14 protein-coding genes, 13 tRNA genes, 4 rRNA genes and 1 pseudogene are annotated in these 20,871 nt (G+C 46.4%); 3 read left to right on the top strand and 29 right to left on the bottom strand.

All coding sequences use genetic code 11. The features are described from left to right. Window positions 1-207: 207 nt before the first annotated feature. The 3 genes from ACX9NY_RS27610 to ppc all read right to left on the bottom strand — a co-directional run bounded on the left by ACX9NY_RS27610 (window position 208) and on the right by ppc (window position 4,578). Window positions 208-822, bottom strand: coding sequence for a zf-HC2 domain-containing protein (locus ACX9NY_RS27610; protein ID WP_339237968.1), 615 nt, complete (start codon window positions 820-822; stop codon window positions 208-210). 136 nt (window positions 823-958) lie between these two features. Next, the gene (gene sigW, locus ACX9NY_RS27605; protein ID WP_264933311.1) at window positions 959-1,525 is read right to left on the bottom strand and encodes an RNA polymerase sigma factor SigW; all 567 of its coding nucleotides are present in this window, start codon (window positions 1,523-1,525) and stop codon (window positions 959-961) included. Window positions 1,526-1,785: 260 nt separating this feature from the next. Then, window positions 1,786-4,578: a phosphoenolpyruvate carboxylase gene (gene ppc, locus ACX9NY_RS27600; RefSeq protein ID WP_472476202.1), complete on the bottom strand. Its 2,793-nt coding sequence runs from the start codon at window positions 4,576-4,578 to the stop codon at window positions 1,786-1,788. Between the two features lie 578 nt (window positions 4,579-5,156). On the opposite strand from ppc, the gene ACX9NY_RS27595 reads away from it, so the two are divergent. After that, on the top strand, window positions 5,157-5,474 hold the full coding sequence (locus tag ACX9NY_RS27595) for a WGxxGxxG family protein (protein ID WP_472476200.1): 318 nt from the start codon (window positions 5,157-5,159) through the stop codon (window positions 5,472-5,474). Window positions 5,475-5,681: 207 nt separating this feature from the next. On the opposite strand, the gene ACX9NY_RS27590 is transcribed toward ACX9NY_RS27595, so the two are convergent. The 19 genes from ACX9NY_RS27590 to ACX9NY_RS27500 form a co-directional block, all read right to left on the bottom strand. Beyond that, window positions 5,682-5,752, bottom strand: a tRNA-Gly gene (locus ACX9NY_RS27590). A gap of 10 nt (window positions 5,753-5,762) precedes the next feature. After that, window positions 5,763-5,836: transfer RNA gene (locus ACX9NY_RS27585), tRNA-Pro, on the bottom strand. Between the two features lie 16 nt (window positions 5,837-5,852). Next, a tRNA-Arg gene (locus tag ACX9NY_RS27580) sits at window positions 5,853-5,929 on the bottom strand. 6 nt (window positions 5,930-5,935) lie between these two features. Continuing rightward, window positions 5,936-6,010, bottom strand: a tRNA-Gly gene (locus ACX9NY_RS27575). 10 nt (window positions 6,011-6,020) lie between these two features. Beyond that, window positions 6,021-6,101: transfer RNA gene (locus ACX9NY_RS27570), tRNA-Leu, on the bottom strand. Window positions 6,102-6,107: 6 nt separating this feature from the next. Beyond that, a tRNA-Lys gene (locus ACX9NY_RS27565) sits at window positions 6,108-6,183 on the bottom strand. Window positions 6,184-6,189: 6 nt separating this feature from the next. Continuing rightward, window positions 6,190-6,264 (bottom strand) — tRNA-Gln (locus ACX9NY_RS27560). Between the two features lie 9 nt (window positions 6,265-6,273). After that, window positions 6,274-6,349: transfer RNA gene (locus ACX9NY_RS27555), tRNA-Val, on the bottom strand. 7 nt (window positions 6,350-6,356) lie between these two features. Continuing rightward, a tRNA-Glu gene (locus ACX9NY_RS27550) sits at window positions 6,357-6,428 on the bottom strand. Between the two features lie 10 nt (window positions 6,429-6,438). Continuing rightward, window positions 6,439-6,511, bottom strand: a tRNA-Thr gene (locus ACX9NY_RS27545). 3 nt (window positions 6,512-6,514) lie between these two features. Next, window positions 6,515-6,590 (bottom strand) — tRNA-Asn (locus tag ACX9NY_RS27540). A gap of 84 nt (window positions 6,591-6,674) precedes the next feature. Next, window positions 6,675-6,791: ribosomal RNA gene (gene rrf / locus ACX9NY_RS27535) — 5S ribosomal RNA — on the bottom strand. Window positions 6,792-6,867: 76 nt separating this feature from the next. Further along, window positions 6,868-9,792, bottom strand: a 23S ribosomal RNA gene (locus ACX9NY_RS27530). A 204-nt stretch (window positions 9,793-9,996) separates the two neighbouring features. After that, window positions 9,997-10,072: transfer RNA gene (locus ACX9NY_RS27525), tRNA-Ala, on the bottom strand. A 23-nt stretch (window positions 10,073-10,095) separates the two neighbouring features. Then, window positions 10,096-10,172: transfer RNA gene (locus ACX9NY_RS27520), tRNA-Ile, on the bottom strand. A 38-nt stretch (window positions 10,173-10,210) separates the two neighbouring features. Further along, window positions 10,211-10,327: ribosomal RNA gene (gene rrf, locus ACX9NY_RS27515) — 5S ribosomal RNA — on the bottom strand. Window positions 10,328-10,433: 106 nt separating this feature from the next. Further along, window positions 10,434-11,985 (bottom strand): 16S ribosomal RNA (locus ACX9NY_RS27510). The 16S, 23S and 5S rRNA genes sit together here with 13 tRNA genes alongside, the layout of an rRNA operon. Before the next feature lie 478 nt (window positions 11,986-12,463). Beyond that, complete coding sequence (locus ACX9NY_RS27505) at window positions 12,464-12,694, bottom strand: hypothetical protein (protein WP_017692114.1); 231 nt, start codon at window positions 12,692-12,694, stop codon at window positions 12,464-12,466. 155 nt (window positions 12,695-12,849) lie between these two features. Next, window positions 12,850-13,467 (bottom strand): stage II sporulation protein M, encoded by a 618-nt coding sequence (locus ACX9NY_RS27500; RefSeq protein WP_472476197.1) that lies wholly within the window; start codon window positions 13,465-13,467, stop codon window positions 12,850-12,852. Window positions 13,468-13,589: 122 nt separating this feature from the next. On the opposite strand from ACX9NY_RS27500, the gene pdaB reads away from it, so the two are divergent. Beyond that, window positions 13,590-14,366, top strand: a complete 777-nt coding sequence (pdaB, locus tag ACX9NY_RS27495; protein ID WP_472476196.1) for a polysaccharide deacetylase family sporulation protein PdaB — start codon at window positions 13,590-13,592, stop codon at window positions 14,364-14,366. 116 nt (window positions 14,367-14,482) lie between these two features. Here the strand turns inward: pdaB and ACX9NY_RS27490 are convergent, their stop codons facing one another. Then, entirely contained in the window at window positions 14,483-15,097 is a 615-nt protein-coding gene (locus tag ACX9NY_RS27490; RefSeq protein WP_472476194.1) for a KinB-signaling pathway activation protein, read from the bottom strand. A 125-nt stretch (window positions 15,098-15,222) separates the two neighbouring features. Here ACX9NY_RS27490 and gerD point away from each other — a divergent pair, with 125 nt between their 5' ends. Further along, on the top strand, window positions 15,223-15,975 hold the full coding sequence (gene gerD, locus ACX9NY_RS27485; protein ID WP_339237981.1) for a spore germination lipoprotein GerD: 753 nt from the start codon (window positions 15,223-15,225) through the stop codon (window positions 15,973-15,975). A gap of 89 nt (window positions 15,976-16,064) precedes the next feature. Here the strand turns inward: gerD and ACX9NY_RS27480 are convergent, their stop codons facing one another. From ACX9NY_RS27480 to rplM, 6 genes and pseudogenes are all read right to left on the bottom strand, one after another. Continuing rightward, on the bottom strand, window positions 16,065-17,165 hold the full coding sequence (locus tag ACX9NY_RS27480; protein ID WP_472476192.1) for an Mrp/NBP35 family ATP-binding protein: 1,101 nt from the start codon (window positions 17,163-17,165) through the stop codon (window positions 16,065-16,067). Between the two features lie 79 nt (window positions 17,166-17,244). Then, window positions 17,245-18,000: an N-acetylmuramoyl-L-alanine amidase CwlD gene (cwlD, locus tag ACX9NY_RS27475; RefSeq protein ID WP_472476190.1), complete on the bottom strand. Its 756-nt coding sequence runs from the start codon at window positions 17,998-18,000 to the stop codon at window positions 17,245-17,247. Window positions 18,001-18,068: 68 nt separating this feature from the next. After that, window positions 18,069-18,230, bottom strand: a pseudogene (gene sat, locus ACX9NY_RS27470) (sulfate adenylyltransferase); the annotation flags it as partial. 193 nt (window positions 18,231-18,423) lie between these two features. Further along, a complete protein-coding gene (locus ACX9NY_RS27465; RefSeq protein ID WP_339237987.1) occupies window positions 18,424-19,116 on the bottom strand; it encodes a phosphoadenylyl-sulfate reductase in 693 nt (230 codons plus the stop codon). Window positions 19,117-19,907: 791 nt separating this feature from the next. Further along, the gene (gene rpsI / locus ACX9NY_RS27460) at window positions 19,908-20,300 is read right to left on the bottom strand and encodes a 30S ribosomal protein S9 (protein WP_017692105.1); all 393 of its coding nucleotides are present in this window, start codon (window positions 20,298-20,300) and stop codon (window positions 19,908-19,910) included. A 19-nt stretch (window positions 20,301-20,319) separates the two neighbouring features. Continuing rightward, window positions 20,320-20,757: a 50S ribosomal protein L13 gene (gene rplM, locus ACX9NY_RS27455; protein ID WP_024633564.1), complete on the bottom strand. Its 438-nt coding sequence runs from the start codon at window positions 20,755-20,757 to the stop codon at window positions 20,320-20,322. Between the last annotated feature and the right edge of the window lie 114 nt (window positions 20,758-20,871).

Here is a 20,871-nt window from a genome sequence, read left to right as displayed (position 1 = left end):
ACAAAATGCTTATCTATATGTAGTAGTATGTTCTCTTTAGTATCTAGGTTATAACGTTAACGTTCAGGTTGCAAGTTACGGCAGTCTCAAACTGCACATAAACATCACATTTACCATGAATTACAAAGTTTACGTATAAAAAAAGAGTACCCCATGCAATCTGGAGGTACCCTGCTTGGTATATACCATTGAAGATTTTACCCTGTTCTAGCGATAAGCCACTTCATTTACCATATTGGTTATTTTGTACCAGACCCAGTCCAGCGCTTGATCAATACTTTTCACCTGACCCGAAATATGCGCCGTTGAAGCCTGAAACAGTTGTCCGTCGATAACCGTCAGATTGCCGTTCACATCACCATATACTTGTGCGGTTCCATTTTCTATCGTAAGATCGCCAGCAATTGACTTACCTTCAGGAACAATAACCGTGTTACCCTGAATCACGATCTGGTCCAGATTATTTCCCTTAACAACCATTTCGTTATTCTGATTCCAGAAATTCAAGGCGCTAAAGAGCATCACGACCAAAAAGAAGGCTGCCGCCGTCAGCGCGGGATGTCCTTTGACCCATTTGAGCCATATTTGCTGTCTCTTGGGCTGGGGCAGAGCATTCATAATTCGATTGGTCAGCTCATCAGAGGCAGACGGTGAATAGTGTTTCATGGCAAAGAGTAGCATTTCCGTCTGTTCCAACTCTTTAAAGCGCATGCGACAATCCGGACAGATCACCAGGTGACTTTTTAATTCAACCTTCTGGGCCGGGGACAACGACTCATCCAAACATTCATGCATTAAAGAGACGGCCGAGTTGCAATCCATATGAGAGCCAATCCTTTCTTAAATCACTTAGTCCATGAGCCATTAAAAAGCACGCATAAGACTTGCATACATTACATACGCATCCGTTTCGGATATGTTTCAAATAATTTTGCCCATATTTCAAGGCGTATAACATTTATAACTTGTATTCCAATTTTTTCCGTAGAAAATCACGGCCCCGATGAACGCGTGTCTTGATCGTTGTTACGGGCATACCTGTCACGTCACTGATTTCCTGTAACGACAAGTCCTGTAAATACCTTAGAATCATAACGGACTTATACTTGGCTGGCAAACTGTCAATGGCTTCACGAATGAGCGTTTGCGTCTCTGACAGCAGTGCCTCACTCTCTGGTGTACGATCATCACTCGGAAGCATCGCATAACCATCCGATCCTTCCTGATCATTCAGTTCAGCATCCAAAGAGTATGAAGGTTTCTTTCTGCGCAGTCGGTCAATACACAGATTGGTCGCGATCCGGTAGATCCAGGTTGAGAACTTCTGGTTCGGATCATACTTCTCCATATTGCGAAACACACGCAAAAACGTCTCCTGCACAACGTCCTCAGCTTCATGACGATTGTTCAGCATCCGATATGCCAAATGAAACAGCTTGTCCTTATATAGTTCAACGATTTCTGCGAAGGCTCTCTGGTCGCCTTTAAGCACCAGTCTCACAAGCCTATTCTCCAAATTGTCCACCCTTATTCCCCCAGACATGCTGATGGGTCTTCCGTCTTCTGATACCCGTCCACACTTGTAATTCACCAATCAAATCGTAAATCAACTTTGGTCAAAAATCAAGACTGTATGACAAATATCCGCCAAAAACAGTAAAAACGGGAACTCCCTCAGGAGTCCCGTTTCATCTCTCACTCCGTAGAGTAGAGAATGGAGCTATTATTCAACAACATAATGGGTACTTTGTTACATATAATTTTTCAGATGCAGCAGTTAAATCCTCAACCTGTATTACGCAGCCCTGCAGCGATGCCATTGATTGTCAGCAACACTTCTCTGAGCAGTTCCGTATCGTCCTCACCACGTTCACGCATATCTCTGAGCTCACTCAGAAGCTGGACCTGCATGTAGGACAACGGATCAACATAAGGGTTACGAAGACGAATGGATTCTTGAATAACTGGTACATCATCCAGAATTTCAGCTTCTCCGGTAATTTTCAGAATAAGCTCTTTTGTAAGCTTGAATTCAGATTCGATTTGTCCATATATGCGATCCCGTGCTTCCTTGTTGGAAGTCATGGCTGAGTACTCTTTGGCAATTACCAGATCTGCCTTCGCTACAGCCATCTGAACCGTATCAATCAGCGTGCGGAAGAATGGGAAGCTTGCATACATTTCTTTTAGGACAACCAGATTTTCCTCTTTATCCTGATAGAAACTTTGTAGCCCTGTTCCTGCCGCATACCATGCTGGAAGCAGATAACGACTTTGCGTCCAAGCAAATACCCAAGGAATTGCTCTCAGATCTTCGAACTTGTCGCTACCTTTCCGTTTGGACGGACGTGAACCAATATTCAGTTCACCCACCTCTGGAAGCGGTGTGGATTCCTTGAAGAAGGTAAAGAAGTCCGGATCACGGAAAATCAAATCCTGATATTTCGTCAAAGATACTTGTGAAATCTCTTTGATGATGCTGTCCCAATGACGCTCGGATTCTGATTCTTGCGGCTCAAGACCATTCAGTGCTGCTGTAATCAGTGCAGAAGTTGCCTGCTCCAGACTACGGTATGCAATTCCCTGAAGGGAGTAACGAGAAGAAATAACCTCTCCCTGCTCTGTAATCTTGATGCCTCCACCAATGGTATGTGGTGGTTGAGCAAGAATACTGCGATTGAGTGGCATGCCGCCACGTCCAAGAGCTCCGCCACGTCCATGGAAGAACTTCAACTTAACACCGTGTTCATTACCTACAGCCGTGATCGCATTCATTGCTACACGCAGTTCCCAGTTGGCTGTAACCACTCCGCCATCCTTGTTACTGTCGGAATAACCTAGCATGATTTCATGTAGTTCATTCCGTCCTTTTACGCTTGCACGGTATACAGGAAGGTTAAATAGCTTCTGCATAATGTCCGAAGCCGCATGAAGGTCATCAATCGTTTCAAACAGCGGTACCGCTTGAAGTGTAGATACAACCTCACCATTGTTTCCTTTGGTGAATAAGCCTACTTCCTTGGCAAATACCATAACCTCCAGCAAGTCACTTGCGCCCTGTGTCATACTGATCAGGTAACTTGTGATACAGCCGGTCCCAAATTCGTTCTGGGCACGCTTAATGGTACGAAAAACATCCAGACACTCTTTGGTTCCCTCCGTGTATTGGTGATAAGGAGAAGTAAGCGGACGCGGATCATCCAGCAAACGAGCAAGCAGATCGATTTTACCGTCTTCAGTCAGACGCGCATAATCTTCTACAATGTTCATTTTCGCCAAAATCTCCGACATCGCATTTTCATGTTCCTGACTGTGCTGACGCACATCCAATGCTGCGGTATGGAAACCAAACAACTCAACTTGACGAATCATTTTGCGAATAGTTGTATCCGCTACGTAATCGGCAAAATGATGGCGCAGACTTCGATCAATAATCATCAGATCATCAATCAAATCCTGAGCGCTATGATAACGGTCAGCCTGACCTAATTTGTTCTCATCCAATACATTGTTCAACTTGGCAATCATATAGGCCAATTTGATGCGGTATGGCTCTTTTTCATTCCGCCACATATCCACTTTTTTCAACGTTACACAACTACGGTCCTGCTCAATCGACTGCACCAGCTCATCCGATACGTGGATGATGTTCGTGCTGAAGCTGAGATGGCCCATAAGTTCAATCATAATCCGTTGGTATTCACGCAAAGCGAGCTTGCGCTGCATCAACAACGTCTGCCATGTTACATCTGAAGTTACCGAAGGATTTCCATCCCGGTCTCCACCGATCCAGGAACCGAACCGCAAATACGTCGGCACATGCCAGTCATGGTCAGGGTAAAATTTGTTCAGGCAGCGTTCCAGCTCCTGATATACATCCGGAAGTACGTGGAACAACGTTTCATGAAAGTAGTACATCCCGTTCCGCACTTCATCGAGTACAGTCGGTTTGCGGTCGCGAAGTTCATCTGTCTGCCAGAGTGTAATAACCTCATTCAGCAGTTTCTCACGCAACTGTTCACGTTCACGCAACGTCAGCGTAGGATTATCAAGTAGCATGACATCTTCGGATATCCGTTTGTGGATGTCCAGAATAACCCGGCGCATGGCTTCGGTTGGGTGAGCTGTCATAACGAGTTCCAGCGACAAATCGTCGAGAATCTCTTCCACCTCTGTATGAGACAATCCACGTTCCTTAAGATCCTGTACTGCTTTCTCAATCGATCCTGGCTGCACAGCGTCCCCTGCAGAACGTTCATAATCCCGTTTACGCCGGATCCGATGGTTTTGTTCAGCAATATTAACTAATTGAAAATAAATAGCGAATGCCCGAATAACCTGATGACGATTGTCCGAGTCTAATTCCTGGATCATCGTTTTGAACTCTGCATAGAGTTCTGGCAGAAATTCTGCACGCAACGATTTGCTCGTTTCCCGAATCTTCTCAACGATATCTAGAAGCTCCGTGCCGCCTTGATGGACAAGAACTTCTCCGAGTATATTGCCCAGGAACCGCACGTCTCGCCGAAGCAGGTTGTTGGATTGGCTTTTGCTGGCGGTTACCGTAGTTTCAGTCATGCTTATCCTCCCATCTGATCGTTCCATTCGTACACGCAAATTTGACACCTTCATAACATCATACAATAAAATGGTACGAAAATCTTCATTTTTCTACTAGAAAAAATGGGGATTATCCCCGATTTACAGCACAAAAACACGCTTTTTTATTCATTTTCTTGTTCTGCTTCAATTAATGGTCATATGCTGTCGCATGATACCTTTTTCACATACTTTAGATAAAACTAAAGTCTCATACCTATACCTAAAAACTCATAAATATACAATTAATTTAGATATGAGTAACCGTACATGTTATAAGGTAAAACCGCATAATTTCATTATTTGTAACCAGGTTCATACAAAGAAACATGACCGGCAAAGCAAGCTTTTGTATACTTTACCACAGTGACGCAATAAATTAAAGATGTAAATATAATTTTCTTCATAGTACAGTCTGCTTTTTAGAAAAGTTTCTTATGTATTTCACCCTAACATACTGTAATTAAGGGATAACTTTACAGATCATTCCTACATAGTTTTCTTGTCCTCTTGGGCAGATTAATCTGTAGCTCTAAAAAAAAGGAGGACTCAACTTAATGAAAAAAGCTACAACGATTATTGCTTCTGTGCTTCTCGTCGCCTCTTTAGCTGGTCCTGCTGCTGCTGATAATCATATGACCAAAGGAATGGACACCAACGGTTCACGTGTCCAGTCTTATCAGGACAGCAACTACATGAACATGAACATGGATGGGAACTACCGCAACAATGGTGACTATCGTACGAACAGTGTTCGTGCTAACGCCGCAACAACCAATCGGGATAATGGCATGGATTGGGGCTGGCTCGGTCTGCTGGGACTCCTCGGTTTAGCAGGTATGCGTAGAAGAGTAACCGATCACAACGAGCGCTAATTGGCCCAAATCCCAGTCTAACTGATGCTCTAAAAGCATCTTCTTCCCAAATAGTAAACAAAAGAGCCAAGCGACCCTATTTAGCATACAGAGGTCGTTTTGGCTCTTTATAATACACCTGTAAAGCTACATAATATAACTGCTTCTTCGCGCATAAAAAAATAAAAAACCCTCCACATATGCGGAGAGTTTTTTTTAAATAATGTAAGCGGGTGATGGGAATCGAACCCACGCTATTAGCTTGGAAGGCTAAAGTTCTACCATTGAACTACACCCGCATAATAACAATCGGGATGACACGATTTGAACATGCGACCCCCTGGTCCCAAACCAGGTGCTCTACCAAGCTGAGCTACATCCCGATATTAATGAAAATAATGGCGCGCCCTGAGAGATTCGAACTCCCGGCCTTTTGATTCGTAGTCAAACGCTCTATCCAGCTGAGCTAAGGGCGCAAATATTGGAGCGGAAGACGGGAATCGAACCCGCGACCCTCGCCTTGGCAAGGCGATGCTCTACCGCTGAGCCACTTCCGCAAATAAAGGATGCGCGTGGAGGGACTTGAACCCCCACGTCAAAGACGCTAGATCCTAAGTCTAGTGCGTCTGCCAATTCCGCCACACGCGCATATAATGGTGAGTCATGAAGGGCTCGAACCTTCGACACCCTGATTAAAAGTCAGGTGCTCTACCAACTGAGCTAATGACTCATAAAATGGCTGGGGATATAGGATTTGAACCTATGCATGACGGAGTCAAAGTCCGTTGCCTTACCGCTTGGCTAATCCCCAATAATTAGATGGTGGAGGCTGAGGGGATCGAACCCCCGACCCTCTGCTTGTAAGGCAGATGCTCTCCCAGCTGAGCTAAGCCTCCATCTATATGACCCGTAGGGGATTCGAACCCCTGTTACCTCCGTGAAAGGGAGGTGTCTTAACCCCTTGACCAACGGGCCCCATTTCCAAAGCTCTCAACCGGGATCGAACCGGTGACCTCATCCTTACCATGGATGCACTCTACCTACTGAGCTATGAGAGCAAATGGCTCCCCGAACAGGGCTCGAACCTGTGACAACTCGATTAACAGTCGAGTGCTCTACCAACTGAGCTATCAGGGAATAATATGCATTTGCAGGGCAAATGCAATTCATCGTACAACGTCCACATGCAGAGCCTGCTTTCTATGTATGATGAAAGAGTTCGCTTGGCGGCGTCCTACTCTCCCAGGACCCTGCGGTCCAAGTACCATCGGCGCTAGAGGGCTTAACGGTCGTGTTCGGGATGGGTACGTGTGGAACCCCTCCGCCATCGCCACCAAACGCATAGCTTACATTTCAGAGATCGTTCTCTGAAAACTAGATTCGAAACGAAACATGCGAATTACAACTTGCATATTTGGATAAGCCCTCGACCGATTAGTACTGGTCAGCTCCATGCATTGCTGCACTTCCACCCCCAGCCTATCTACCTCGTCGTCTTCAAGGGGTCTTACATACTGGGAAATCTCATCTTGAGGGGGGCTTCACGCTTAGATGCTTTCAGCGTTTATCCCGTCCGTACATAGCTACCCAGCGGTGCTCCTGGCGGAACAACTGGTACACCAGCGGTACGTCCATCCCGGTCCTCTCGTACTAAGGACAGCTCCTCTCAAATTTCCTACGCCCACGACAGATAGGGACCGAACTGTCTCACGACGTTCTGAACCCAGCTCGCGTACCGCTTTAATGGGCGAACAGCCCAACCCTTGGGACCTACTTCAGCCCCAGGATGCGATGAGCCGACATCGAGGTGCCAAACCTCCCCGTCGATGTGGACTCTTGGGGGAGATAAGCCTGTTATCCCCAGGGTAGCTTTTATCCGTTGAGCGATGGCCCTTCCATGCGGTACCACCGGATCACTAAGCCCGACTTTCGTCCCTGCTCGACTTGTAGGTCTCGCAGTCAAGCTCCCTTATGCCTTTGCACTCTTCGAATGATTTCCAACCATTCTGAGGGAACCTTTGGGCGCCTCCGTTACTCTTTAGGAGGCGACCGCCCCAGTCAAACTGCCCACCTGACACTGTCCCCGCACCGGATTACGGTACCAGGTTAGAACCTAGATACGATCAGGGTGGTATCCCAACGTTGCCTCCACGCAAGCTGGCGCTCACGCTTCAAAGGCTCCCACCTATCCTGTACAGATCGTACCCAAATTCAATATCAAGCTGCAGTAAAGCTCCATGGGGTCTTTCCGTCTTGTCGCGGGTAACCTGCATCTTCACAGGTATTAAAATTTCACCGGATCTCTCGTTGAGACAGCGCCCAAGTCGTTACGCCATTCGTGCGGGTCAGAATTTACCTGACAAGGAATTTCGCTACCTTAGGACCGTTATAGTTACGGCCGCCGTTTACTGGGGCTTCGGTTCACAGCTTCGGATTGCTCCTAACCACTCCCCTTAACCTTCCAGCACCGGGCAGGCGTCAGCCCGTATACTTCGCCTTACGGCTTCGCACAGACCTGTGTTTTTGCTAAACAGTCGCTTGGGCCTTTTCACTGCGGCCCCCTCGTGCTATTCACACTACCGGGGCACCCCTTCTCCCGAAGTTACGGGGTCATTTTGCCGAGTTCCTTAACGAGAGTTCTTCCGCGCGCCTTAGAATACTCTTCTCGCCTACCTGTGTCGGTTTGCGGTACGGGCACCTTCACCTGGCTAGAGGCTTTTCTTGGCAGTGTGAGATCATGACCTTCGCTACTACAATTTTCGCTCCCCATCACAGCTCAGCCTTACGATGTGCGGATTTGCCTACACATCAGCCTTACTGCTTAGACGGACATCCATCAGTCCGCGTCACTACTCTACTGCGTCCCCCCATTGCTCATAACGGCTTACGGTGGTACAGGAATTTCGACCTGTTGTCCTTCGACTACGCCTTTCGGCCTCGCCTTAGGTCCCGACTTACCCTGAGCGGACGAGCCTTCCTCAGGAACCCTTAGGCTTTCGGCGGATCAGATTCTCACTGATCTTTTCGTTACTCATACCGGCATTCTCACTTGTATAATGTCCAGCGCTCCTTACGGTACACCTTCAACCCTTATACAACGCTCCCCTACCCCTGATGCAAGCATCAAGCCATAGCTTCGGTGGTGTGTTTAGCCCCGTTACATTTTCGGCGCAGAGTCACTCGACCAGTGAGCTATTACGCACTCTTTCAATGGTGGCTGCTTCTAAGCCAACATCCTGGTTGTCTGTGCAACTCCACATCCTTTCCCACTTAACACACACTTGGGGACCTTAGCTGATGGTCTGGGCTGTTTCCCTTTTGACAATGGATCTTAGCACTCACTGTCTGACTCCCGGAAGTAAGTCTATGGCATTCGGAGTTTGACTGAGCTTGGTAACCCTTGCGGGCCCCGCACCCAATCAGTGCTCTACCTCCACGACTCTGTTTTCCGAGGCTAGCCCTAAAGCTATTTCGGGGAGAACCAGCTATCTCCGAGTTCGATTGGAATTTCTCCGCTACCCCCACCTCATCCCCGCACTTTTCAACGTGCGTGGGTTCGGGCCTCCAGTGCGTGTTACCGCACCTTCACCCTGGACAGGGGTAGATCACCCGGTTTCGGGTCTACGTCCACGTACTACATCGCCCTATTCAGACTCGCTTTCGCTGCGGCTCCGGCTCTTCACCTTAACCTTGCACGGGAACGTAACTCGCCGGTTCATTCTACAAAAGGCACGCCATCACCCCTAAAACGGGCTCTGACTTTTTGTAAGCACACGGTTTCAGGTTCTATTTCACTCCCCTTCCGGGGTGCTTTTCACCTTTCCCTCACGGTACTGCTTCACTATCGGTCGCTAGGAAGTATTTAGCCTTGGCAGATGGTCCTGCCGGATTCATACGGGGTTTCACGTGCCCCGCACTACTCGGGATCCGTCTCGGAGGGAACAGACTTTCAATTACAGGGCTTTTACCTTCTTTGGCGGGCCTTTCCAGACCTCTTCGCTTAACCGGTTCCTTTGTAACTCCATGTGAGACGTCCCACAACCCCAAAGAGCAAGCTCTCTGGTTTGGGCTTCTCCGCGTTCGCTCGCCGCTACTGACGGAATCACTATTGTTTTCTCTTCCTCAGGGTACTTAGATGTTTCAGTTCCCCTGGTATGCCTCTACACAACCTATGTATTCAGTTGTGAGTAACTGGAAATTACCCCAGCTGGGTTTCCCCATTCGGACACCCCCGGATCAAAGCTTGCTTACAGCTCCCCGAGGCAGTTTCGTTGTTCGCCACGTCCTTCATCGGCTCCTAGCGCCTAGGCATCCTCCGTGTGCTCTTAGTAGCTTAACCATTGCGCTCGTGTTCGAGCTGTCGCTCCGCTTGGTTTGCTTGCGCAAATCCAAAAGTCGCTCCATTTCGATCACTCGCTCCAGCAATCTACCGTTTTTATCGAAACTTGTTTAACACAAGTTCAGCTAAAAAGGAATGTTCTAATTCGCATTTACTTTCGTTTCGATATCTAGTTTTCAAAGAACAAACTTGTAAAACATTTTTTGGTGGAGCCAAGCGGGATCGAACCGCTGACCTCCTGCTTGCAAGGCAGGCGCTCTCCCAGCTGAGCTATGGCCCCATATAAAGTTTTAAAGGTATAGATGGTGGGCCCTGGTGGACTCGAACCACCGGCCTCACCCTTATCAGAGGTGCGCTCTAACCAACTGAGCTAAGGGCCCACATTATATATACTTTTTTTGAACCCAGAATGGGTTACGCTTGGCGGCGTTCTACTCTCCCAGGACCCTGCGGTCCAAGTACCATTGACGCTGAAGGGCTTAACGGTCGTGTTCGGGATGGGAACGTGTGGAACCCCTTCGCTATCGCCACCAAACGTTTGAGAGTTTGAGCTCTCAAAACTGAGCAACGAGTGAGTAACTAGCCGACCTGGCTAGATTTTGTATTTGAATGTTTCCGTTACAGGAAACGATTCTCCATAGAAAGGAGGTGATCCAGCCGCACCTTCCGATACGGCTACCTTGTTACGACTTCACCCCAATCATCTATCCCACCTTCGGCGGCTGGCTCCTTGCGGTTACCCCACCGACTTCGGGTGTTATAAACTCTCGTGGTGTGACGGGCGGTGTGTACAAGACCCGGGAACGTATTCACCGCGGCATGCTGATCCGCGATTACTAGCAATTCCGACTTCATGCAGGCGAGTTGCAGCCTGCAATCCGAACTGAGACCGGCTTTTTAGGATTCGTTCCACCTCGCGGCTTCACAGCCCGTTGTACCGGCCATTGTAGTACGTGTGTAGCCCAGGTCATAAGGGGCATGATGATTTGACGTCATCCCCACCTTCCTCCGGTTTGTCACCGGCAGTCACCTTAGAGTGCCCATCCGAAATGCTGGCAACTAAGATCAAGGGTTGCGCTCGTTGCGGGACTTAACCCAACATCTCACGACACGAGCTGACGACAACCATGCACCACCTGTCTCCTCTGTCCCGAAGGAAAGATACATCTCTGCATCGATCAGAGGGATGTCAAGACCTGGTAAGGTTCTTCGCGTTGCTTCGAATTAAACCACATACTCCACTGCTTGTGCGGGTCCCCGTCAATTCCTTTGAGTTTCAGTCTTGCGACCGTACTCCCCAGGCGGAGTGCTTAATGTGTTAACTTCGGCACCAAGGGTATCGAAACCCCTAACACCTAGCACTCATCGTTTACGGCGTGGACTACCAGGGTATCTAATCCTGTTTGCTCCCCACGCTTTCGCGCCTCAGCGTCAGTTACAGCCCAGAGAGTCGCCTTCGCCACTGGTGTTCCTCCACATATCTACGCATTTCACCGCTACACGTGGAATTCCACTCTCCTCTTCTGCACTCAAGCCACCCAGTTTCCAGTGCGATCCGGGGTTGAGCCCCGGGATTAAACACCAGACTTAAATGACCGCCTGCGCGCGCTTTACGCCCAATAATTCCGGACAACGCTTGCCCCCTACGTATTACCGCGGCTGCTGGCACGTAGTTAGCCGGGGCTTTCTTCTCAGGTACCGTCACCTTGAGAGCAGTTACTCTCCCAAGCGTTCTTCCCTGGCAACAGAGCTTTACGATCCGAAAACCTTCATCACTCACGCGGCATTGCTCCGTCAGGCTTTCGCCCATTGCGGAAGATTCCCTACTGCTGCCTCCCGTAGGAGTCTGGGCCGTGTCTCAGTCCCAGTGTGGCCGATCACCCTCTCAGGTCGGCTACGCATCGTCGCCTTGGTGAGCCGTTACCCCACCAACTAGCTAATGCGCCGCAGGCCCATCCCCAAGTGACAGATTGCTCCGTCTTTCCAGTTTCCTTCAGGCGAAGGAAACAACTATTCGGTATTAGCTACCGTTTCCGGTAGTTGTCCCAAACTTGAGGGCAGGTTGCCTACGTGTTACTCACCCGTCCGCCGCTAACCATCAGAGAAGCAAGCTTCTCATCAAGTCCGCTCGACTTGCATGTATTAGGCATGCCGCCAGCGTTCGTCCTGAGCCAGGATCAAACTCTCCAATAAAGTATTGAAAAGAGCGATAAGCTCATTTTGAATCTGACGAGATTAAAAATCTCAATTGTGCTCCAGTCGATCCAAGCCAAAGCTTGTTTCAAACTTTCGCATTCATTCTGCAAGCAGAATGTTTACTCACTCGTTGTTCAGTTTTCAAAGATCAAACATTCAATTTAGTGCTGTTTTTCCTGTTGTCGTCGTTTCAGCGGCGACTTTTATAATATATCATGTTTAAGTTCTCTTTGCAAGCATTATTTTTCGATTATTTTCAATCGTTTCATTTTCATGCTTGTTTTGGCGAACCGCTCCTAAAAAAGGAACGAAAATTAATTTACCATATGAATTTAGAAAGGTCAACCCTTTTTCGACAAAAAGTATGATCCCCTCAACAATTTCACACTTTCACGGTTCAGAGGTACAGCCCCCGCTATTAAGAGCCGCACCTCACTTCAATTACTGTGAATCGAATATATGACTAGCTGCAGCATTAAGGCTTCGACTTTTTCAGCTTCCCACCTCTTGCATACTTGGACAACTCTTTTGGCGGGGCAAATCGTGCATACATGCGGAACACAGTCTTATATCGGCTCGCAATGGCGTATTTAATCTCTTGGTCAAGACGATTATCACTCAGATCAAAAAGCATCTCATCTAATTCTTTACGCAGCACATAGTCTAGTTCCTTGCATTCCTTCTCGTTAAACAGCATACCCAGCATTAGAGTTCTCCTTTTTGTGCATAGCCTCTTTATCACACACTTTCACAAGTTCCATGCAGCACCCCGTGCATTCGCTTTTGTGAGTGCTGCTGGAACCCGTTTTATTGTTATGGTCAACTTTCTGAGAATTTATGAATGCCAACCATCACAAAATTTTAACCCCTCACCAGAGTATAGGTAAGTGTGCTTTCAATGATTGCTGCAACAAGAAGCAAGATAACAACCCAGAAGGATGCCGTTAACGTCCTATTCATGAATGCTCTCCACCGGGTACCCAACGTATTTCGTTTGTCACTTCCAAGTTCTACAAGACTTTTAATAACCAGACCACCAAACTTCAGTCCGAATGCGCAAGCAATAATAATGACGGGAATCTCAATAATGCCATGCGGAAGCAGGCCTTTAACCACAATATCATAGAAAGTTGCTCCATAATTCATGGTGGTGTGCACTACAAATCCAAGGACCATCCCATTGATTAGCAGGAAGATGACCGGCAGAATACCGAAAAATATACCAGCGTAGATGACGAGCACACTTTTGATTGCATTATTAAAAAAGATAAACAGGAAGAAGTTCCACTGCACATTCCCCCCCTGCTCCAGCCGCTCACTAACTTCACGTAATCCTCCGATTTGATTCAACAACAGTTCTTCCAGTGGCCCTGTGCTGACCCATCCTGCCCCTATTCCAACAACAAACAATACCACGGACCAGATTAATGCACTGCGGATGGAACCAAGATCTCTAAGAAATGTACTGAATTTTAACATAATAACCTCCTGTAGAATCTAAAATGTTGGACAAACAAGGTGCCGTTACGAATAACTGGGGAGTACGAGCATACATTGGAGAGTAAACAAGCATTTCTTATGGGAGAGGGGCGCTTATTGAAATGAACTCGTTCTATGTATTTAGCGGCAAAAAGATTAAACGGTACCTGATTGTCCTCGTTGCTGCCATCTTTGCGATCGGTATTATTTATCTGGAGAGAGGCAATGTCTCCGTATTCTCGGAGGAAGCACCATCAGCCGTCTACAGCGTTCCAACCGAGAAGAAGGTAATTGCACTTACCTTTGACATTAGCTGGGGAGATAAACGGACAGAGCCGATTCTGAAAGTTCTTCAGGAGAATAAAGTGCAGAAGGCAACCTTTTTCCTTTCCTCCCCCTGGAGCAAGACACACCCCGAAATTGTTACTGCCATCAAAGAGGCAGGATATGAAATTGGCAGCCATGGTCACAGACATGAGAACTACAGCAGCCTGACCGAGGAAGAAATTCGCAAAGAAATTTCGACAGCTCATAGCATTTTAACCGATTTAACGGGAAAAGAACCGAAATTACTGCGTCTGCCCAACGGGGACTTTGACAAGCGAGTGCTTCAGGTAGCCAATAGTCTGAATTATCAGGTTGTTCAGTGGGATACCGACTCTTTGGATTGGAAAAACCCCGGCGTACAGACCATTGTTGATCGCGTAGTAAGCAAAGCACATCCAGGGGACATCGTACTGCTGCATGCAAGCGATTCTTCTAAACAGACTCATGAGGCACTTCCTGTCCTTATCGACAAATTAAAAAATCAGGGCTATGAATTCGTAACTGTATCTGAATTGCTTAACCATTCCAGTGTGGAAGGTAAGGAAGTTCGTGATCAAGCCAGTGGTCAGTAATTGGCAGATTGCCGGATCTACAGACTCTATACGAGCTTAAAAGTTGAAAAGAGCTAACCAGGTTAGCTCTTTTTGGTATGTTTTATACTAAACGAAATTTATGCTCGACTTTCATTCTACTGTTCTGCCTTTCCACTTACGCTGGGCTTCGCTGCTACATCCACAAGCCTATGCAATATCAGCATTTGGTATGCATTACATAAGAGCAAGGGTACCACAATAAATATGGTTGCCGCATTCACATCAATACGCAATACGCCAATCGTCTCCACTATGGTGACCGCAATCATGAAGAACAGTGTAGGTACAAGCGCGGAGAGATGAGTCAGCTTTACTTTAACGTAAGCGGTAACAATTGCAGCCGCCAAAATAATGATACCCAACACAATATCCGACATGCGCTCCCGGTCTCCGCCAACAAACAGGCGTAAAAACATGACGTCAAGCAGCGCTAGAACCGTTAGTACAATCTGCACGATCTGCCAACTACGCTTAGGAAATACACCTTTACCCATGTAATTCAATATCAGATATGCAAAGAAACCCATTTGTGAATACACGCTGATCATAACCCCTGATCCAAATAGGATCAAAAGATACAGAAGAAAATCATTTAATCCATTTGTTTTCTCCCCGTTCACCAGCATCATAATCAATCCTGTACCTAATGCTCCCGCTGCCCCAATAAGCAAGGCTGTCCAAAACAGGAAAAACCATTTACGTAAATTCAAATGTTTTCCACCCCCGAGTGTTTATTTTACCAACCTTCTCAGCAAAAAACCATCATTGCTCAACATATTTCACCCTTTCCCATCACATACTACATCCAGTATCTAATCAAGGAGGGATTGTACACATGAAACGGCCTTTGTGGCAGCTATGCTGTGTCGTACTGGGGCTATCCGTCATGCTTGCCGGCTGCGGTTCAGATCAGAGTTCTTCGCCTCCTCAGGGCAGTTATAAAGAGATGAAAACAATGGTTGTAGATATTTTGAAAAGTGACGAAGGCAAGAAAGCAGTGGAGGAAGCTCTTACAGGTCAGAGCTCATCCAGCGGAAACAGCAGTTCGGAAGAAGGTGGCGGTTCAGGTGGTGCTTCGGGATCCATTGGTATGAAAATGTTAATGCCTGTGCAATCTTCGGAACAAATACGTATTGCAGTAAAAGATACCATCACAGCTCCCGAATATAAGAAGGAATTCGAAAAGATCATGACTGATCCGCAGTTTGCGGGGGAATTTGCCAAGGTGATCAACGCACAAAGTAAACAACTTCATATGCAATTGATTAAAGATCCCACATATCAAAAGTCTGTTGAAGACATCATGAAGTCACCTGAGGTATCCAAAATGTTCATGGATATGACAAAGACTCCAGATTACCGTAAACAGACGATGACTGTCATGCAGGAAGTGATGCAAAACCCATTGTTCCGCATGGAAGTACTCACTTTGCTCAAGAAAGTTGTACAGGAAGAGTTGCAACCGAAAGTGGAAAGTGGCGGAAAACAGGGGGAAGAGCAAGGCGGACAGCAAGACGGTCAGGGCCAAGGTGGTAGTGATGGCGGAGATGGTGGAAGCAGTGGAGATTCGGGCAGCGGAGGTTCTTAAACAGTAGGTGTTTAATTGCGCACCACAGATACTGAAAAGCCTGCATCCAAGTGGACGCAGGCTTTACTTGTATTTATAACACCCAACCCTTAAAACTGGGATTCAATGGACCGGGCCACTTCATCGTAGATGACCCCTATACGAGAATCTGCTTTGTAAACGGAAGGTGAGAAATCAGGCTCAGAAGGATGATTATCCGGCGTGCCTAGTGGAATCTGGGCAAGCAAGCTTGTGTGCAGACTTTCCGCAAGTCTTCCCCCGCCTCCACGTCCAAAGACATAATCCTTCTCGCCGCAACGGCCACATTCATAATAAGCCATGTTCTCAACCACACCAAGCAACTCATGATCGGTCTGAATGGCCATTGCACCCGCACGTGCAGCGACAAAAGCTGCTGTTGCATGTGGCGTGGTCACAATAATTTCCTTGCTCTGTGGCAACAACTGATGCACATCCAAAGCCACATCTCCCGTACCTGGTGGCAAATCCAGTAACATATAATCCAACTCGCCCCACTGGACATCAGTGAAGAATTGACGCAACATCCGGCCGAGCATGGGCCCTCGCCAGATCACTGGATTGTTCTCCCGAATAAAGAAGCCCATGGACATCACTTTGACTCCGAAACGTTCAACCGGTTGGATAATGCCATCTTCAACGACCGGATATTCTTCAATCCCCATCATGTCAGGTACACTGAAGCCGTAGATATCCGCATCAATCAAGCCTACTTTCTTGCCTTGACGTGCCAACGCTGCAGCGAGATTAACGGTCACCGTTGATTTACCAACGCCACCTTTACCACTGGCCACTGCAATAAAACGAACCCCTGATTCAGGACTTAACAACTCATGTCCATCCAGGCCCGCTGCGTGACCTTTTACGAGCACTTCGTCCCGATCCGGCTCATTATCAGGTTGCCCCATATTCAGGCTCTCACGATCATGCTCAGAAGCTGCACGTACGCGAATATGTACATCCCTCAGTCCGTGCTGGGACAACAAATTACGTGCTGCATCACTCAAGGCTGTTGAATCCTCAGGTCGATTTTCCAGTGTCACTATGGTCAGAGCCACATGATTTTCTTTCACCATAATATCTCGAACCCATTCCAGTTCGGTCAGACTTACTCCCAATTGTGGTTCTTGTAATGGCTGTAATAGTTCAAGTATCTGTTCTTTTGATAACATCAGACAGCACCTCAGCTTTATCTATTGGCATGTAATTAGGTATGCTGAACCAATTATATCATTACCTTTCTTATTCTGACTAACTTTTAGGCCGTTCTCCTGAGGAATATCTGAGAATCCCATTATAGATCGATGCAGCTACCTTGCGTTGATAAGCTTCATCAGCAAGCATACGTGCCTCTTCCGGATGAGAAAGGAAGCCCACTTCTACCAGTGCTGAAGGAATCTTCAGAGCTTGTAACAGGTAAACCGTGTTTACCGTTTTGGCGATCCGATCTGTATTCTCCAGATTACGAACCATCTCTTGTTGAAGCAGATTAGCCAAACCTTCGTTATCCGGATGGTTAGGTGTATAGAAAACCTGCGCTCCACTCCATCGGTTGGATGGGACACTGTTCATGTGAATGCTAATAAAGAGATCTGCTTGCTTATCCTCTATCCGCCGTACTCTTTGTTTCAGATCTTCCGTCTTGCGTTTGGAGTACCCCTTGGTGTCCGCTTCTGCCAAATCCGTGTCTATCTCTCGTGTCATAACCACCAAGGCCCCTGCCTGCTGCAAATAATCTCTCACATACAAGGCGATAGACAGGTTAATATCTTTTTCAATAACCCCCTGCTTACTTACCGCTCCTCCATCTGGACCTCCGTGCCCTGCATCAATAGCAATGACTTTTCCTGCCATTGGTAAACTCCAGTAGCCTGACGTCTTGGCAGAAGGCAGCTCATAAGACATCACCGCCACTAACATGGCCAGCAGACAGAGGCTCAGCATGGCCCTTTTGATTGTTTTTAACCTAATCCAGACTACAAAGTGTTTCCCCATATTTTTACGCATAAAAAAACCACCTCGTCCCTATAAATGACTCTAATCATCTATATGGGACAAGATGGACAATTATACCGCTAGGACGGGACTTGCTCCGCCATTCCTTCAATCAGCACCTCAGCTACCTCAGTACGTGTAAATTCAGGAGGAGGGCACTGACCGTCTCGGAGCAACCCGCGTACTTTGATGCCGGAAAGCGTCATGAGGTGCTCTTTATCATGTGGACAAGTTTTACTGGATGTCTAGTGCGTCTACAATCTCCATACGCTCTTTTGAATGTACTCATGATTCCCGCTGGACCGGATTACGTGTCTGAAAGCCGACTACTGTCTTCCAACAATTGCTCCCGTTCTTTTCCTTGTACGATACGCTGAACCAGCGTACCTCCATGTGACAGAATTGATGTCATCTTGTCAGTTCCTTGTGTATCTATTATTTATGAAGGCCACATTCCGTTTTATCATTACCAGACCAACGTCCAGCACGAGGGTCCTCACCAGGCATAACCTGACGTGTGCAATGCTCACAGCCAATACTCGGGTAGTTCTGATCATGAAGAGGATTATACACAACGTTATTATCACGAATATATTGCCATACATCCTCTGTGGTCCAATGCGCAATCGGATTAAACTTCATCAGGCCAAATTTAGTATCATATTCAACCTTCTTGGAGTTTGCACGAGTTGGTGCTTGATCTCTACGAATACCTGTAATCCATGCATCATACTGAGAAAGAATTCGTGTTAACGGTTCAACTTTGCGAATGTTACAGCACGCATTTGGATCAGACTTCCACAATTCTTCACCGTGTTGAGCTGCCTGTTCTTCCGGAGTAATCTTAGGTGACACGCGTACAAATTCAAGGTTGTAATTCTCTTGCATCTTATCCCGTGTTTCGTATGTTTCTTTGAAGTGGAAATCAGTATCCAAATAAAAAATATCTGTCGATGGGCTGATCTTCTGCAACATATCTACAAGTACAACATCTTCCGCACCAAAGCTACATGCAAAAGTGATATTAGGAAATGTTTCAATAGCATACCGAATAATATCCTCTGGACTGGCAAGCTCCAGTTCCTCTGCCTTCGTGCGTGCTAATTCTTCTTTCTCCAATAAGTTCATCTGCGTATTTTCCCCCATTCTGCATTTCAATACACGTTAAAGCCGACTAATCTAATATGAATTATGTTTAGTATAAATCTTTCATTGCGGATGTCAATGCCTGCCATATGGCAAAATAGATCATTTTTTCTCTTTTTGATCGTTGCTATCGCAAATAATTTGGTTCAATTTATCCTTTTCTCTGTTCATGAGATAAAAAAGTGAACTTGGCCCAAGTCATTGGGCTGGTTAGAATATATTTCAAAGCCTAGAAATGCTTTGCTGGTGCTGAGTTTTAACAGTTTATATCACCAGGAAAAGCATCAGATTATCAATCATCGATTAACATGAAATAAAGAGAAGAAGAAGTTATAAGGAGTTCAGCGTGACAACATATATCATATGATATGTGAGAGACTTTTATGGTTTCCATAAGAAAAACTGATGAAATTTAAAGTGAAGAATAAATTTTGAAGAGCAAACCGAATACATTCAATAAAGCAGGCTTGAGCCCTAATAGATGATTTTATAAAGAGCTGTTTTAGAGCGTGTGGGAAACGATGGGAATGAGCATAGCGTATCATGATAAACGATTTATGAGGTGTAGTGAGGTTTAATAAGAAGTATTAACTCAGATATGAAAAAACTGTATTAAGGAACATTAATGAAGATATTTAACACATATGATGCGACAATGAACAGTCATGCGGACACATATAAGTGTTATGGCATAAGCGGAATTATATATATATTATGCGAAATCTTCATGAAGATATAAAAAAGCCTTTGACCGAGGCCAAAGGCTTTTAATATTAACGTTTGGAGAACTGAGGTGCGCGACGAGCCGCTTTAAGACCGTATTTTTTACGCTCTTTCATACGTGGGTCACGAGTCAGGAATCCTGCTTTTTTCAGGGATGCACGGTATTCCGGATCTGCTTTGAGCAGAGCGCGGGAGATACCATGACGGATTGCGCCGGCTTGACCGGAGATTCCGCCACCATGAGCAATAACAAGAACGTCATAGTTGTTGAGCGTTTCTGTCAAGTTCAGTGGTTGTTTTACGATCAGTTTGAGTGTTTCCAAACCGAAGTATTCATTAATATCACGTTTATTGATGACAATGCGTCCTTCACCCGGTACAAGGCGAACACGTGCTACCGAATGTTTACGACGACCTGTCCCATAGTATTGTACTTGTGCCATGAAACTGTCCTCCTTTTAATTAACCGCGAAGTTCGTAAACTTCTGGTTTTTGTGCTGCATGTGGATGCTCAGTGCCTCTGTACGCTTTAAGTCTCAACTTCATTTTCTCGCCCATGCGAGTTTTAGGAAGCATACCGCGAACAGCCAATTCCAACATACGCTCAGGTTTGTTTTTAACCATCTCTTCAGCAGTAGTTACTTTCAAACCACCTGGGTGCATCGAGTGACGGTAGTATTTTTTACCTTGCATTTTCTTACCAGTCAATACGATTTTCTCAGCATTGATGATAACAACGAAATCGCCAGTGTCCACATGTGGAGTGAATTGTGGCTTGTGTTTGCCGCGAATCAAAGCAGCTGCTTCGCTCGCCAAACGTCCGAGGGTTTTGCCTTCAGCATCAATGATGTGCCATTGGCGCTCAACTTCGTTAGGCTTCGCCATGTACGTAGTACGCATGAAAAGTTCCTCCTTAAAATGTTCAAAATCATCATTTTCATTTATCTTCGTTCGTTAAGTTATAACTTTAGGTGTTGATGGATTGTAAATTTGATGTGAACCTCTTAATTGGGG

Source organism: Paenibacillus sp. CB74, from assembly GCF_055687625.1.
This window is presented reverse-complemented; position numbering and strand designations above follow the sequence as displayed.

Coding starts and splice junctions, on each gene's coding strand:
- ACX9NY_RS27610 (WP_339237968.1), bottom strand. CDS start 822: ATGGATTGCAACTCGGCCGTCTCTTTAATGCATGAATGTTTGGATGAG.
- ppc (WP_472476202.1), bottom strand. CDS start 4,578: ATGACTGAAACTACGGTAACCGCCAGCAAAAGCCAATCCAACAACCTG.
- ACX9NY_RS27595 (WP_472476200.1), top strand. CDS start 5,157: ATGAAAAAAGCTACAACGATTATTGCTTCTGTGCTTCTCGTCGCCTCT.
- ACX9NY_RS27505 (WP_017692114.1), bottom strand. CDS start 12,694: ATGCTGGGTATGCTGTTTAACGAGAAGGAATGCAAGGAACTAGACTAT.
- ACX9NY_RS27500 (WP_472476197.1), bottom strand. CDS start 13,467: ATGTTAAAATTCAGTACATTTCTTAGAGATCTTGGTTCCATCCGCAGT.
- pdaB (WP_472476196.1), top strand. CDS start 13,590: ATGAACTCGTTCTATGTATTTAGCGGCAAAAAGATTAAACGGTACCTG.
- gerD (WP_339237981.1), top strand. CDS start 15,223: ATGAAACGGCCTTTGTGGCAGCTATGCTGTGTCGTACTGGGGCTATCC.
- ACX9NY_RS27480 (WP_472476192.1), bottom strand. CDS start 17,165: ATGTTATCAAAAGAACAGATACTTGAACTATTACAGCCATTACAAGAA.
- cwlD (WP_472476190.1), bottom strand. CDS start 18,000: ATGCGTAAAAATATGGGGAAACACTTTGTAGTCTGGATTAGGTTAAAA.
- ACX9NY_RS27465 (WP_339237987.1), bottom strand. CDS start 19,116: ATGAACTTATTGGAGAAAGAAGAATTAGCACGCACGAAGGCAGAGGAA.
- rpsI (WP_017692105.1), bottom strand. CDS start 20,300: ATGGCACAAGTACAATACTATGGGACAGGTCGTCGTAAACATTCGGTA.
- rplM (WP_024633564.1), bottom strand. CDS start 20,757: ATGCGTACTACGTACATGGCGAAGCCTAACGAAGTTGAGCGCCAATGG.